Below are 15,250 nucleotides of genomic sequence, written 5' to 3'. Positions count from 1 at the left end.
TCACAATGATTAATAAAAGCGAACCCAAAAAAATGCGGATAACTTTAGTAACTCCATCCCTTTCTTGCGGCGGTGCTGAACGAGCCTTAGTTTTAGTGGCTGAAGGCTTGATGAAAAAAGGTTATGACGTTTCTATCGTCACAATCGCTGGAATCGAAAGGGATTTTTATCAACTGTCCAAGGGAGTCAATAGGCTATCTTTGAATATTGCCGCCAACTCTCCCACACCCATTCATGCGGTGTGGAATAACCTCTATCGTCTTTGGGTATTGAGAAAAACCATTCAATCGCTTCAGCCAGAGGTAGTAATCTCCTTCTTGGATACAACGAATATATTGACGCTGTTAGCGCTCTTCAATACCAAGTATCCCATCTTGGTGAGCGAACAGAATAATCCGATCGCGGAAACGCAAAATTTATGGAGTAAATTGCGGCGTTTTACTTATCCAATGGCGGCTAAAGTTGTGAGTGTCAGTGATGGAGTAGATGCTTATTTTGACTGGTTGCCTAAAAACAAAAGAGCGGTCATCTATAACCCAGTTCAACCTATTAAAGATGAGCCGATAAAGAGCGATTTACCTCCAGGAGCCGATCCAGAGAAAAAATGGGCGATCGCAATCGGGAGATTAACTTATCAAAAAGGTTTCGATCTTCTATTACCAGCATTCCAAAAAATTGCCGATAAATATCCAGATTGGCAATTACTGATCTTTGGAGAAGGAGAACTGCGGCGAGAACTAGAAGACTTGCGAGAAAAGTTAGGCTTAACTCATCAAGTTCTCTTTCCTGGATTAACTGCCAATCCGATTGGGATGTTAAAAAGTGCCAAACTCTTTGTTTTGTCTTCTCGTTGGGAAGGATTACCAGCAGTTTTGTTTGAAGCGCTCTCTTGTGGATTGCCAGTTGTTTCCATGAATTGCCCTAGCGGGCCACAAGAGATTATCCGCGATGGCATAGATGGAATTTTAGTTCCCAATGGAGATGTATCGGCATTTACTTCCGCAATGGATCGTTTGATGTCCGATCCAGAAGAGAGAGCCCGCTTAGCTTCCCGTGCTTCCGAAGCGGTCGATCGCTTTAGCTTAGATAAGGTAGTAAAAAAATGGGAATTGTTGATAGATGAAGTCCTAAAGGAAAAGGCCAAATGAGCGCAGCATCTAAAATGAAACCGATTGCTTTTTTTCTCCCTAATTTGTATGGGGGTGGGGCGGAACGGGTAGCGATTAATTTGTTGAAAGGGATGGCAGAAAAAGATGTGCCTTTGGATCTCGTGCTAGCTGATGCAGAAGGCCCATATTTGGAGCTAGTCCCAAAGTCAGTGCGGATGATTAACTTAGCAGCAGGACGAGTTTTAAAAGCTATGCTGCCTTTATCGCGTTACTTACGAGAAAACAGACCGACGGCGTTACTATCGCATATGGATCATGCCAACGTAGTGGCATTGTTGGCGAGAAATTTGGCTGGTACCAAAACTCGATTGGTAGCGGTAGAACACAATACTTTATCAGCTGCTCAATCCAAGTTTATACGCGGTAGGTTTGTCAAACCGTTTATGCAATTGCTTTATCCCAGTGCAGATGCGATCGTCGGAGTATCAAAAGGTGTAGCGCTGGATCTAGAACAGCAACTGCGTCTCCCCGCCGGGAAGGTAATGACTATCTACAATCCTGTTGTCGATCGCGAATTGCTCGCCAAAGCTAACGCTCCTGTCGATCATCCCTGGTTTCAAAAAGATTCTCTCCCTGTATTTTTAGCTGTAGGAAGATTATCGACCCAGAAAGACTTCTCCACTCTCATCCAAGCTTTTGCATTATTCAGAAAGCAAGCTATGGCTCGGTTACTAATTTTAGGCGAAGGAGAATTACGCCCAGAATTAGAGGACGCGATCGACAAACTAGGCATTGCTGAAGATGTTTCTCTGCCCGGTTTTCTACCCAATCCTTATGCTTATATGCGTCATGCTACCGCCTTTATTCTTTCCTCTCGTTGGGAAGGATTGCCCACAGTCTTGATTGAAGCGATGGCTTGCGGCTGTCCTGTGATTTCCACCGATTGCCCCAGTGGGCCAAAAGAAATTCTAGAAGCTGGCAAATATGGGCCTTTAGTACCAATTGGAGATCCAGTGGCCTTGTCTAAAGTGATGTTACAGAGCGTAGCAAATCCGCCAGTAAATCGAGAACTCTTAATTCAAAAATCGATGGATTTTTCCTTTGAAAAAGCTGTTGATAACTACCTCGCCATATTGCAGCAATGAAACCTCAGAAACAAGATAAATGGTTAAAAATAATCAAGTGCCGGAGGATTAATTAGTACCTATGGAACTGAATATGCTAGCTGTAACTTACATGGCTACGATCGTTTTTATATTTTTGATGGAATTTGTCCGTAAGAAAGACACTCTTTTTGATTTTTTCAGTTGGTTTAATGTGATTTTTTGTTTATCATATCCGTTCCCTGCATTTCTGTTGGAGGCTAATTTTAATCAGCAAGCTATAGAGATGATCTATGACTCTCGGACAAGATACACCAGCAATCTCCAAACTACGGTAGCTATATTGCTGGGATACTTATGCGTAATGGTAGGTTTTTATGCTAAGTCGGCAACTAAATATAGTAAATATTTCTCTATTCAGCAGAATAAAGATGGGAAAATTATCCTTTGTGCTATTGGCTTATTATTATTTGCTTGTTTATCAATACAGATCTACGGCTCCCAGTATGGTGGTGTATTGGTGGCTTTAACTCAAACAAACTTAATTAGGGCTGGGGTAGTAGAAAGTGGCCCGCTAGTCTTTTTTAAGCAATTTATTTTTACATCTTTTTTTGCCTCTTATTTATTAGCAGCTATTGTATTTATTAGAAAACCTAAAAAATTCAGAATAATTTTATTGGTAATATTTGCTTTTTCGGTAGTAGTTGCTTTTGTGGCAGCAACTTTATCATCTGGGCGGATTCCGCTAATCAATTACTTTTTGGGATTTTATTTAGTTTCTGTGGTATATAGAGGAAAATTATCCTTGAGCATTACCATACCGGCAATGATTGGTGTATTCTTATTCATTCTTTACGGCAAAGTACTTTTCTTTAGCTTAACTGCGATCCCAAAAGGTTTAGATGCTGTAATAGAAACCTTTACGCAAGCTATTCAAAATGACACCAGTAGTGGTGGTGGTTTATATACCTTGATGAGTAATTTTGTTTACCCAGTTCATTCCCTAGACTCAGCTTTTAAGGAAGTTTATGAGCCCAGCTTATTTGTTGATTGGATTTATGGTTTTATGGCTTTGATTCCCTCCCGTATTTTAGATGGACTCTTTGGGATAGAAGTACCTCCAACCACATCCGATTTGAATAGCGAATTTGTACTTGAAGTCCGTACAACTACTATTCCACCAGGCGTTCTTGCTTTTAGCATTTACAGTATGTCATGGTTAGGGCTGATTATTTTTTGCTTTCTCTATGGATGGTTTGGTCGCTATTTACAATCTATATTGTTGAGATACATTCACAATATATATTGGATGCCATTTTTCTACGTTCTCACGCTACAAGTTTGGACAGATTATACTCCCACAGGCGATCCGCGACTTTACCTAATTAACTACTTCTGGTTTTTGTTATCAAGTACAATATTACTGCTAGGCATAGGCAAAATATCTTTGACTAAATCACCGAAATATCAAGCAAATAAATCAGGAGATCGTATATGAATATGAACGCCGAAAAAGAAAATTCGATCGAGCCTATTAATTCCCGCAACAAAATGGTGATACTATATGTCATCACTGGCCTTTCTACAGGGGGCGCAGAAATAATGCTCTATAATTTGGTATCCAGAATAAATCGCGATCGGTTTACTCCTGTTGTACTTTCTTTAATGGAACCAGAGATATGGGGGAAGCGAATTGAAGCATTAGGTATACCTGTCTATACTGTCAGTATGGATGCAGGCAAACCGACAATAAGTGCGCTGACAAAATTGTTAAGTTTGGTCAATAAAATTAAGCCGGATTTAATTCAAGGTTGGATGTATCATGGCAATCTAGCAGGACAAGTTGCCAGCCTGTTTTACTTAGCTCAAATCCCTGTCATCTGGAGTATCCATCATTCAATACATTCATTAGAATCCGAAAAAAGTATGACTGTAAAAATTATTAAACTAGGTGCTTATCTTTCCCATATAGCCAGTAAAGTTGCCTTTGTATCTCAGGCTAGTAAGCTTCAACATGAAGCATTAGGGTATTCCCAAAAAAATAGCTGCGTTATTCCCAATGGATTTGACACTTCCTTATTTGTGCCATCGCCAGAAGCTAAATTAGCTGTAAGAACAGAGCTAGGAATAAATCAATACTCCATCCTAATTGGGATGATTTGCCGCTATCATCCTATGAAGGATCACGCTAATTTTCTCAAAGCAGCAGCTTGCTTATTAAAGACATATCCAGATGTCCATTTTTTATTGGTGGGAACAGAAGTCGATCGCCATAATCAAAACTTAATGCAGTTGATGCAAGAACTAAACCTATCAGACCAAATTCATCTGCTGGGAGAGCGCACCGATATACCTCGCCTTACGGCTGGACTGGATATTCTAACTGTAGCTTCTGCTTATGGCGAAGCATTTCCCTTAGTCGTAGGAGAAGCGATGTCTTGTGGTATTCCTTGCGTAGTGACAGATGTGGGCGATTCCGCTTGGATTGTCAGTCATACTGGACGGGTTGTACCTCCCAGAAATTCAGAGGCGCTAGCTCATACTTGGCAAGAATTAATCCAGTTAAGTTCGGCAGAAAGAGAAAACTTAGGTCAAGCAGCTAGAAATAGAATTATTGAAAGCTTTTCTTTAGAATATGTGGTCAGTCAGTATGAGAATATGTATGCAGGGTCGCGCTCTCAAAAAAGCTCAATGGTTAAAAATTAATTACTGTACTAAATATGAAAAAACTTTTAGTAATCACTACTGTCCCAACTACGCTAGAATCCTTCCTGCTGCCTTTTGCCTATCACTTTCGCCAGAAAGGTTGGCAAGTAGATGGAATGGCGGAGGGTGTTTCCACTTCGGCTAGTTGCTTGCAAGCTTTCGATCGCCTTTGGGAAGTAAAATGGTCGCGCAACCCTTTAGATCCAAGGAACTTTTTGGTCGCTCCACCCGTCCTTAGAGAGGTAATGAAGCAAGGGCAATACGATTTAGTTCACGTACACACGCCAGTTGCAGCTTTTGTTAGCCGCTATGCCCTCAAAGACTTTAGAAAAGAGGGAAAATGTCAAGTCATCTACACCGCACACGGATTTCATTTCCATCCCAGAGGTAAGGCTTTGAAAAATGCCATTTTCCTCACTTTGGAAAAACTAGCGGGAGCTTGGACTGACTACCTGATCGTGATTAACCGCGAGGATGAAGCAGCAGCTAAGCAACACCATATTTTACCGCCGGAACGAGTCTGTTATATGCCGGGGATTGGCGTAGATCTAAATTATTACAATCCCAATACAGTCTCCGACCTCCAGATAGCCCAAGTACGTGAAGAATTGGGCATTACCCCAGCAAATCCTTTATTTTTATCTGCGGCGGAATTTATTCCCCGCAAGCATCATCGGGATATCATTCTGGCATTTGCGAAACTAGCCAAACCAGAAGTTCACTTGGCTTTGGCTGGGGATGGCCCGCTACTGCCAGAAATGCGCCAATTGGCGGTAGATTTGGGCATTAAAAATCAAATACATTTTCTGGGCGAACGCCAAGATATTCCAGTATTGATGCGAACTTGCATTGCTACGCTTTTGGCTTCAGAACAAGAAGGGCTTCCGAGAAGTGTTATGGAGTCTTTATCGTTGGAGATACCCGTTATCGGCACTAAAATTCGCGGTACGGAGGAATTACTGGCAGGAGGCTGCGGTCTTCTTGTCGAGGTAGGAGATATAGAAGCACTTACTCGCTCAATGAATTGGATACTGGAACATCCAGAAGATGCTCAGAAAATGGGCAAACTCGGGCGAGCGCGAATGGCTACCTATAGCCTACCGAACGTGATTCAACTACACGAAAACCTCTATAATTCATCTTTAGCAAAGCTCGCGCTTAAAAAAGATTGACAAAGAAACTAACAATGAGTATCTGCATTAATCCAGGTTGTGCCAACTTAAATATCGCTCTAAACTCTAGCAATCGGTACTGTGAAAGCTGTGGCAACGATTTAGTATTGCAAAATCGCTATCGCGTCACGAGTCTACTCCACGATAAAAGTGGCTATAGTACTATTTATGTTGTTGATGATGCAGGTACAGAGAAAGTATTGAAAGTCCTGCTACCCCATCGGAGCCGAAACCCTAGAGTCAGATATCTATTTCGTCAAGAAGCAGACGTATTAAGAGAAATGGATCATCCTGGGTTTCCGAAAGTAGATGGCTACTTTCAACAAAAACTAAAGAATGGAAAAATATTGCACTGTATCGTTATGGAGAAAATTGAAGGCAGTAATTTAGAAACATGGGTAGATAACCACGAGCCCATAACAGAGGAAATAGCATTAGAATGGCTGGAAAAAGCAGTTGTAATTTTAAATGAATTACATCGGCACAAATATTTGCATAGAGATATAAAACCACCAAATCTAATTCTCAAAAATAATGGTGAATTGGTATTGATTGACTTTGGCGCAGTGACAAGAAAAAATTTTTTTTACAGAAAAATCTACAGAAATATAATATATATTATACTTTCATTGCTAGAAAAAAAACCTAAAGGCGATGGCTTTCGTGCGCCAGAGCAGGAAAGAAGGTATTGCAAATATGTCTCCGATTTCTATTCCCTAGCGAGGTGTTTTGTTTATTATTTGACCAAAAGAAGTCCGGGGTGTGAAAATATGTACGACGAAAACCATAACTTACAGTGGCGGCAATACACTGTAAATATATCAAGTGATTTTTTAAATTTGCTTGATAAAATGATGGCTCGTAGAATAAAAGATAGATATGAAAATGGGGAGGAAATATTAAAGGAGATTAAAAAAATTAAATGGAATAGGTTGCATACAGTCTAAATTGAGCGAGCTACCAATCTATAGAATGGTAGCGAGGATGAATAAAATTCTGAAATTGTCTCTCAATCACTATAAGTGGGGAATCACCAATGGCTACTCATCAATCACCAATCACCCAATTCAACAGATTAATTAAGTATGTATTAGATAGATTGTTTGCTGCTCTTGCTCTCGTAGTGTTTTCTCCTTTTATCGTATTTGTAGCGATCGCGATCTACCTCCGTATGGGCAGACCGATTGTTTTCACCCAAGCACGTCCCGGTAAAGACGGTCACATCTTCACCTTTTATAAGTTTCGCACCATGACTGACGATCGCGATGCCGATGGCAATCTTCTCCCTGACGTACAGCGGATCACTGCGATCGGTAAATTTCTGCGCCAAACCAGTTTAGATGAACTTCCCCAACTGTGGAATGTTCTCAAAGGCGATATGAGCTTTGTTGGCCCCCGGCCTCTTTTGGTAGAATACCTGGAGCGTTACAGCCCCGAACAAGCACGCCGTCACGATGTTATGCCAGGGATCACGGGTTGGGCCCAAATCAACGGGCGCAATAGCATTTCCTGGTCAGAAAAATTCAAATTAGATGTTTGGTATGTAGATAATTGGAGCTTATGGCTTGACCTAAAAATTCTTTTTTTAACTATCTGGAAAGTTGTCAAAAAAGATGGAATTAACCAATCAGCACAGGATACAATGGAAAAATTTATGGGGAATTAATGGGACTTGAAAGTGACAAGGTTAGGCTTGGCATTGCTGAGTGAAAATAAACATTGTTTGACCGGACAAGAGCGATCGCTAACCGCAAATAAAACACCTCGGAAATTTAAAACACACCATGTTCAAAGACATATCGGAAGTAAGTATCTTTTCCATGACAGAAGAAGAATTTGCCAACTGGCGACAAAAAGAAGGAGCTAGCACAATCTTTCATCAGGGACGCTACTGGGAAAAGTTGCGTCCTGGCTTTTATCAGCCGATTCATTTAATAGCTTCTTTAACTGCCAAACAAGCAACGCGCCCAACTTTATTTTGCTGGGGATTTCGCTCGGCCTTATCGGAATCAGACGTAGAATTTACCAACGGCTCGATCCCAGTTCACTTATTAACTGATATCCAAAACTACGATTTAGAAAGTCTTTCTTCTAATCGCAGAAATCATGTGAGAAGAAGTCGCAAGCGGGCGGAGATTGTGGAGTTAATCGATCCGCTGCTACTGCAAGAACAGGGATATGAGGTTTTAGTCTCTGCTTTAACGCGAGGAAGCTACAAAGCAGTGCCATCCAAAGATGAATATATCGCCAGTATTTCCAACTATATCATCCCCAAACGGCGTTTAATTTTAGCAGGTTTAATTGAAGGAAAATTGGGGGGATATATTGAGGCTCATGCTGTCGAAGGTACTGCTTATATCCAAAGCGTTTACGTCGCAACAGAAGCATTGTCAACCTACATCGGTACTGGATTGGTGTTTGATTTCGTACAGGTCTGTCGCCGTTCCGGTAAAATCCACCAAATTGTCTACGGTCAGCACTCTCGAGAAGATGAAGCGCTCTGTGTCTTCAAAGACGGGATGCGTTTCCCAGTCAAACATATTCCTGCTAAAGTGCAGATAAATCCAGTTATGGAGAATTTTATCCGCTGGCGTACTCCTGATTCATACTATCGTCTAAGCGGACGCGACTAATTTAAATTACTCCTGGAGAAAAAGTGAATGAATACGCAAATAATCGATTTAACAGATAATTTGTGGCTGGAAACACTAGCAAAACTATGGCACGATATTTATCATTTGCCTGAGTATGTTTATTTAGAATCGCTCAGGAATAAGGCGGCTGCTGAAGCTATCTTAATATTTGAGGATGACAAAATATTTTTCTTGCCATATTTATGGCGACGTTGTGATGGATTATTCGAGTCAAACTTAGCAACAGCAGAAGTTTTTGATGTCGTCTCTCCTTACGGATACCCCGGAATTGTCTTAAGCGAAGCAGCAGCAAACGATAGAGAGTTTGTTAAGTTAGCCATAAATGAGTTAATCTCTGCATTCCGCGCTAAAGGATTTTGCTCGGCATTTTTTCGCTTGAATCCGATCCTTAATGGCGGATTGGAGGAAATTTTATCGCCAGATATCTGCCAAGTTAGTGGCGAAACTGTAGCTGTAAACTTAACACTCTCAGAAGCGGAAATATGGCAACAAACTAGACCAGAACATCGCACTAAAATTAATAGGTTGAAACGGTCTGGAATGACTCCTAAAATGGTTTCTTTTTCAGAGGGAATTAAGGAATTTATCTCGATTTATTACGAAACGATGGATCGGGTAGAAGCTACTCGAACTTACTATTTTGACGATCGATACTTTGACAATTTTTCTAAATTAGGTGAGAAAGTCCATTTGTGTATGATGGAGTTAGAGGGGAAAGTAACTTGTTCTGGAATATTTACCGAGTGTTGCGGAATCGTTCAATATCACTTAGGAGGAACTAGAAACGAATTTCTCAAACAAGCGCCCACCACACTAATGTTTGATTACATTCGCTTGTGGGCGAAGGAACGAGGCGATCGAGTTTTTCATCTCGGTGGCGGTGTAGGTGGCGGTAAAGATAGTCTCTACCATTTCAAAGCAGGTTTTTCTAAGGAAAGACGCACTTTCTCAACCCTCCGCTTAATTACAGATGAAGAAAAATATCTGCATTTAGTTAACCTGCGGGCAAAACATTTGAATGTGGCAGTGGAAAATCTTGTGAATAGCAATTTTTTCCCGGCATATCGAGCTAACGGATGAGCATACTGTGCCGATCGCAAAAAAGTTTACGGCACTATAATTTCATCATTGGGCAAATAAATTTTCCTGAAAATGAAAAATTAGGGCATTTACATTCACATTTCGATCGTACTCATAAAGTAACCAAATGGCAATTTCTTGGCAAACGCTTCACAAGTTAGAAAAAGAATACGGCGATTCTTTTTTTATTGTAGATATCGGGCAATTTCAAACTAACTATAAAGAATTTCTTCAGGCTTTTCGTGCATTTTATCCTCATACCAACCTGGGTTATTCTTACAAAACTAATTACATTCCCAAGCTATGCCAAACCGTGCATTCTATGGGAGGTTATGCAGAAGTTGTTTCCCAAATGGAGTACGATCTAGCAATTCGTATCGGCGTACCTCCCACCAGAATAATTTTTAATGGCCCGCTGAAACAGCAAGAAGACCTAGAAAACGCTATTTTAGCTGGTTCTACAGTCAACTTGGACTGCTTGGAAGAAGTAGAGATGGTCGAAGCTTTGGCAAACAGATTGCCAGAACATAAAATAGCTGTTGGCTTAAGATGTAATTTCGATATTGGTACCAGTCGCATATCGCGATTTGGTTTTGATGTAGCAGCAGGCGAACTGGATAAAGCTTTCCAAAGATTGACAGCATTAAATAATTGTGCTGTAGAGGGATTGCACTGCCATATTTCTACGGCGGAAAGAAGTACCGAATCTTACGCTCGTCGCACTCAGAAAATTATAGAACTAACTGACTATTATTTCAAGGAGAGACAGCCAAGATTTATTGATATTGGCGGTGGTTTCTACGGCAAAATGACCGAGGATTTAAAAAGTCAATTTAATGGCTATATTCCCAACTATCAGGAATACGCCGCAGCAGTTGCGCCGCAATTAAAAGCCAAATATCCCGATAATTCTGGCCCGGAATTAATTATTGAACCCGGTGTAGCTGTTGTATCCGATGTGTTGAAATTTGCGGCGAAAGTTGTGGGGTTAAAAACAGTGCGATCGCGTCAAATTGCCCTAGTAGTCGGTAGCATCCACAACGTTAAACCAACCGGGACAGATAAAAATTTGTCAATGCGAGTTTATAGGAATGATGAAAATAACGGTCAAAGAAAACTCGCCGCCCCAGTAGATATAGTCGGATATACTTGTATGGAACACGATTGTTTATATAAGGACTATCCTGGCGAAATTGGCATAGGAGATTATGCAGTTTTTGAGAATATGGGTGCTTATACTGTCGTCTTCAAACCGCCATTTATTCGTCCAAATCCACCCATTATTAGCTATGACCCGCTCCTCAACGAGGATACCCTAATCAGGCGGCGAGAAACTTCTCAGGATGTGTTTTCTACTTATATCCTGTAACAGCTAAAAATATGAATGTCATCTTGACTTGTGCGGGACGCCGCAACTATCTGTTAAAATACTTCCAAGCAGCACTAGGAAATCGCGGAAAAGTATTTGCTGGCGATGTTAGCATAGAAGCACCGACATTACAAGAAGCTGATGAAAGTTTTTTGTTACCGCCGATCTATCGCAGCGATTACTTTGACAAACTCTTCGATATCTGTCAGCAAAAAAAGGTAAGATTAATCATACCTCTCAACGATTTAGAGTTGCCTTCTCTAGCAAAACAGCGCGATCGCTTTCTTGCTATAGGAACGATTCCCGCAGTTTCCTCTCCAGAAGTCGTCGATATTTGTTTCGATAAGTTTGCTACATTTAAATTTTTACAAAATATCGGAATTTCTGCACCCAAAACATATCTCTCCCTCGCGTCAGCACGAGAAGCTATTCAAAAAGGAGAAATAACTTTTCCAGTAGTAGTAAAACCACGCTGGGGAAGCGCATCAATTGGGATTGAATATCCCCAAGATGAGGAAGATTTGGAATTAGCTTATCGCTTTGTGAAAAAATCGGTAATGAGATCCTTCTTAGCAGAAGTAAGCTCATCCGATCCAGATCGGTGTATCTTAATTCAAGAACGATTAAGCGGACAAGAACACGGTCTGGATATTATCAATAACTTAGACGGCGCATATATTACTACTTTTGTCAAGCGCAAGTTGACCATGCGAGCCGGAGAAACCGATCGAGCCATCACAGTCGAAAACGAGGAACTGAAACAGCTAGGTGCGAAAATAGGTCAAAAACTGGGACACATCGGCAACCTAGACTGCGATGTAATTGTGGGTGAAACAGGTTTGTGCGTGCTAGAATTGAACCCGCGTTTCGGTGGGGGATATCCATTTTCTCAAATAGCAGGGGCAAATATTCCGGCAGCGTTAATCGCTTGGGCCAATGGAGAAGAACCCGATCCGAGTTGGCTAACAGTGCAAGCAAATATCGCTGCTTCCAAATGCGATCGACTGGTGACTGTTCGCAGGTAATAATCAAAAGCTCTAGTTATGAGTTTGGTTCGCATCAATGAATGTGAATGATGGCAAAATAGGAGATTTGTCGCAAGCTGTAATAATCTCCATGACAGAAGCAGAATATGCCCAAAAACTTCGTGCTAGGGGAATACATATTGTCTACCATCAAGAACGATATTGGAAGGAAATAGTTCTGGGTTTCTATGAGCCAGTGCATTTAATGGCGCGTTTGACAGCCGAGCAAGCAACGCGCCCAGCATTATTGAGTTGGGGATTCCGAGCAGCTCTGGATGAAAAAGATCTAACAGCAGCAAATGCCACTATGCCGATAAACTTGCTATCCGATTTAGAAAATTACGATCTAGAAAGCTTACCCAGAAAGCGCAGGGCAGATTTACGCAAATCTATGAAGCAAGTAAAAATTGTGGAATTAATTGATGGGTCAGTTTTGCAACAACAGGGGTATGAAGTGCTTTGCTCCTCATTGAAACGGACAAAACATGATAAAATACCTACAAAGGCCAACTATTTGGCGACCATCGCCGCCGAGACTGCCGATCGACATTGCTTGACGATTGGAGGACTGATCGGAAATAAGTTAGGTGGTTACATTACTGGATGGGCAGTAGATGGAACTGCGTATATGGTTAAAGGTTATTATGCAACTGAAGCCTTGCCAACTTCTATAGTGACAGGATTGTACTATGGATTCATCCAGGTCTGTAAGCGCTCTGGCAAAATTCACCAAATTGCGAATAGCCAGCACTTAAAAGAACTTCCTAATTTATGTTCTTATAAAGAAAGTATGCAATTTCTAGTTCATATTATTCCTACGAAGCTATACATCAATCCCCTGATGAAACAGTTAATTCGATGGCGATATCCCAATAAGTACTATCGCTTATCCGGACAGGACGCTCGTACATTGAACCCTTAAGTCTCAGACAAATCTATCAAGTTACCAGCCAAATTAGAAATAATGACAAAACAAATTCTGCTATCAACTCCCCATATGGGCGATCTCGAACAAAAGTTTGTCCAAGAAGCTTTTGATACCAACTGGATCGCGCCCGTTGGCCCTCACGTCGATGCTTTCGAGCAAGAATTCTGTCAAGTAGTAGGCGCTAAACACGCGGCGGCTGTGAGTTCCGGTACAGCGGCTTTACACTTGGCTTTAGAATTAGCAGGTATTCAACCTGGAGATGAGGTTTTTTGCTCGACTTTAACTTTTATTGCTAGTGCTAGTCCGATTACTTATTTGAAAGCTAAACCAGTTTTTATTGATAGCGATCGCACTACCTGGAACATCGACCCCAACTTATTGCGAGAAGCACTAGAAAAACGAGCCAAAATTGGCAAATTACCCAAAGCAGTTGTCATCGTACATCTTTACGGACAAAGTGCCGATATCGATCCCATTTTAGCCGCTTGTTCCGAATACGAAGTCCCCTTAATTGAAGACGCCGCCGAATCATTAGGCGCAACCTATAAAGGTAAATCACCCGGTATATTTGGTAAAATCGGCATTTTCTCATTTAACGGTAATAAAATTATCACCACTTCCGGCGGCGGAATGTTAGTTTCCGATGATGAAAATATCGTAGCAAGAGCGCGTTTTCTAGCTACCCAAGCACGCGATAATGCACCCCATTACCAACATTCCGTAGTTGGCTATAACTATCGCCTCAGCAACGTTTTGGCTGGAATCGGTCGCGGTCAATTGCGCGTTTTAGAAGCGCGAGTAAACGCGAGAAGACACAATTGTGAGGTTTATCAACAAGCGTTAGGAAAATTGCCTGGGATAGAATTTATGCCAGAAGCAGACTTCGGACGCGCTACTCGCTGGCTGACTTGCTTGACAATTGACCAGGCGGCTTTTGGTGTCGATCGAGAACAAGTTCGCCTCACACTTGCCAAACAGAAAATAGAAGCGCGTCCAGTTTGGAAACCGCTGCATTTACAACCAGTATTTGCCGAGTGTGAAGTTATTGGAGGTGCGATCGCAGAAGACTTATTCGATCGCGGTTTGTGCTTACCTTCAGGTTCTAATTTAACAGCAGAAGATTTACAGCGAGTCACTCAGGCGATCGCGGAAATTTACACTGGTTAGAGGGTTATTCAACACTTCTTTAACCTGTTGTTGTACTTGCGATCGCACTATTTCGTAAACTTTAGCATCGCACCAAGGACGCAGATACAAAACAGTACTTTTAGCTGCAATAGAAGCAACCTCACAAGTAGGCTGCGGATCTTTTAACACTAAAGGATGCTGTTGGACAACATATAAAAGCAAATTAATCGTAGGTTCGATTTGTCGTTCGCCAATATCGATCGACAAATCAACCCGGCGCGTCCCCATCGCAGTAGTATTTTTCACCGTACTGGTAAAAAGATTGCCATTGGGTACGGTAATTTTCACATTGTCTGGTGTCACCAATGTAGTAAAGAAAATACCGATACTATTCACCACACCAGAAACACCAGCACCTTCAATAAAATCTCCCACCTCAAACGGACGCAGACTAATCAGCATGATGCCAGCAGCAAAGTGTGATAGAGTATTTTGTAAAGCCAAGCCGATCGCCAAACCAGCAGCACCGATCGCCGCGACTATACTATTTGCTTGAATACCCAAAGCATTGAGAAAAGCGACAACTCCCACGACTAACGTCAAAATTTCAGATGTTTGGATTAAGAAATTCCGCACAGTTGGCTGAGCGCTTTTGAGAGCTTTGCGAGTAATACGACCGACAATATTAATAGCGATTCGCGTTAATAGCAAAATGCCGATCGCCCACAAAATTTGCGGTATAATATTAAAGGCAAGTTCGACTATTTTTTTGCCAAATTCTAACCCCAAATCCGATGATTGTTGCCCGTCAGCAGCCGCTTGCTGAATTCTAATACCTGAATTTGTTAAAAATACAAATACCAAATCCGTCTGAACTTTCATCGTTAATTTGTATCTGCTTTGAGAGACTTCAGAGGAAGAGGGAGAGGGATGAGGGAGAAGGGAGAGGGAAAAGATTTATTCTCCCACTCCCCCA

14 protein-coding genes are annotated in these 15,250 nt (G+C 41.5%); 13 read left to right on the top strand and 1 reads right to left on the bottom strand.

Annotated features, from left to right (window positions below; translation table 11 throughout):
- The first annotated feature begins 32 nt into the window (after positions 1-32).
- From H6G03_RS28630 to H6G03_RS28570, 13 genes are all read left to right on the top strand, one after another.
- Positions 33-1,148, top strand: coding sequence for a glycosyltransferase family 4 protein (locus tag H6G03_RS28630; protein ID WP_190472312.1), 1,116 nt, complete (start codon positions 33-35; stop codon positions 1,146-1,148).
- On the top strand, positions 1,145-2,254 hold the full coding sequence (locus tag H6G03_RS28625; protein WP_242060489.1) for a glycosyltransferase: 1,110 nt from the start codon (positions 1,145-1,147) through the stop codon (positions 2,252-2,254). The genes H6G03_RS28630 and H6G03_RS28625 overlap by 4 nt, the downstream gene beginning before the upstream one ends.
- 61 nt (positions 2,255-2,315) lie before the next feature.
- A complete protein-coding gene (locus tag H6G03_RS28620; protein ID WP_190472308.1) occupies positions 2,316-3,710 on the top strand; it encodes an oligosaccharide repeat unit polymerase in 1,395 nt (464 codons plus the stop codon).
- Positions 3,711-3,712: 2 nt separating this feature from the next.
- Complete coding sequence (locus tag H6G03_RS28615; protein ID WP_456057591.1) at positions 3,713-4,918, top strand: glycosyltransferase; 1,206 nt, start codon at positions 3,713-3,715, stop codon at positions 4,916-4,918.
- 14 nt (positions 4,919-4,932) lie between these two features.
- Positions 4,933-6,090, top strand: coding sequence for a glycosyltransferase family 4 protein (locus H6G03_RS28610; RefSeq protein WP_190472305.1), 1,158 nt, complete (start codon positions 4,933-4,935; stop codon positions 6,088-6,090).
- Between the two features lie 14 nt (positions 6,091-6,104).
- On the top strand, positions 6,105-7,037 hold the full coding sequence (locus H6G03_RS28605) for a serine/threonine protein kinase (RefSeq protein ID WP_190472303.1): 933 nt from the start codon (positions 6,105-6,107) through the stop codon (positions 7,035-7,037).
- Positions 7,038-7,126: 89 nt separating this feature from the next.
- The gene (locus H6G03_RS28600) at positions 7,127-7,756 is read left to right on the top strand and encodes a sugar transferase (protein WP_190472300.1); all 630 of its coding nucleotides are present in this window, start codon (positions 7,127-7,129) and stop codon (positions 7,754-7,756) included.
- A 118-nt stretch (positions 7,757-7,874) separates the two neighbouring features.
- Positions 7,875-8,723, top strand: a complete 849-nt coding sequence (locus H6G03_RS28595; protein WP_199315523.1) for a hypothetical protein — start codon at positions 7,875-7,877, stop codon at positions 8,721-8,723.
- A gap of 27 nt (positions 8,724-8,750) precedes the next feature.
- Positions 8,751-9,824 carry a GNAT family N-acetyltransferase gene (locus H6G03_RS28590; protein ID WP_190472297.1) on the top strand — a complete coding sequence of 358 codons (1,074 nt, stop codon included), beginning with the start codon at positions 8,751-8,753 and terminating at the stop codon, positions 9,822-9,824.
- A gap of 127 nt (positions 9,825-9,951) precedes the next feature.
- Positions 9,952-11,193 carry an alanine racemase gene (locus H6G03_RS28585; protein ID WP_190472294.1) on the top strand — a complete coding sequence of 414 codons (1,242 nt, stop codon included), beginning with the start codon at positions 9,952-9,954 and terminating at the stop codon, positions 11,191-11,193.
- A gap of 11 nt (positions 11,194-11,204) precedes the next feature.
- On the top strand, positions 11,205-12,218 hold the full coding sequence (locus tag H6G03_RS28580) for an ATP-grasp domain-containing protein (protein ID WP_190472291.1): 1,014 nt from the start codon (positions 11,205-11,207) through the stop codon (positions 12,216-12,218).
- Positions 12,219-12,255: 37 nt separating this feature from the next.
- A complete protein-coding gene (locus H6G03_RS28575) occupies positions 12,256-13,140 on the top strand; it encodes a hypothetical protein (protein WP_190472289.1) in 885 nt (294 codons plus the stop codon).
- 42 nt (positions 13,141-13,182) lie between these two features.
- Entirely contained in the window at positions 13,183-14,313 is a 1,131-nt protein-coding gene (locus H6G03_RS28570; RefSeq protein ID WP_190472286.1) for a DegT/DnrJ/EryC1/StrS family aminotransferase, read from the top strand.
- On the opposite strand, the gene H6G03_RS28565 is transcribed toward H6G03_RS28570, so the two are convergent.
- The gene (locus H6G03_RS28565) at positions 14,269-15,156 is read right to left on the bottom strand and encodes a mechanosensitive ion channel family protein (RefSeq protein ID WP_190472282.1); all 888 of its coding nucleotides are present in this window, start codon (positions 15,154-15,156) and stop codon (positions 14,269-14,271) included. The two genes, H6G03_RS28570 and H6G03_RS28565, sit on opposite strands and share 45 nt — an antisense overlap.
- Positions 15,157-15,250: the final 94 nt, after the last annotated feature.

It is taken from the genome of Aerosakkonema funiforme FACHB-1375 (assembly GCF_014696265.1).
GTDB classification, from domain to species: domain Bacteria; phylum Cyanobacteriota; class Cyanobacteriia; order Cyanobacteriales; family Aerosakkonemataceae; genus Aerosakkonema; species Aerosakkonema funiforme_A.
Note: the sequence above shows the minus strand (reverse complement) of the source record. Positions and strands in the feature narration are given on the sequence as shown.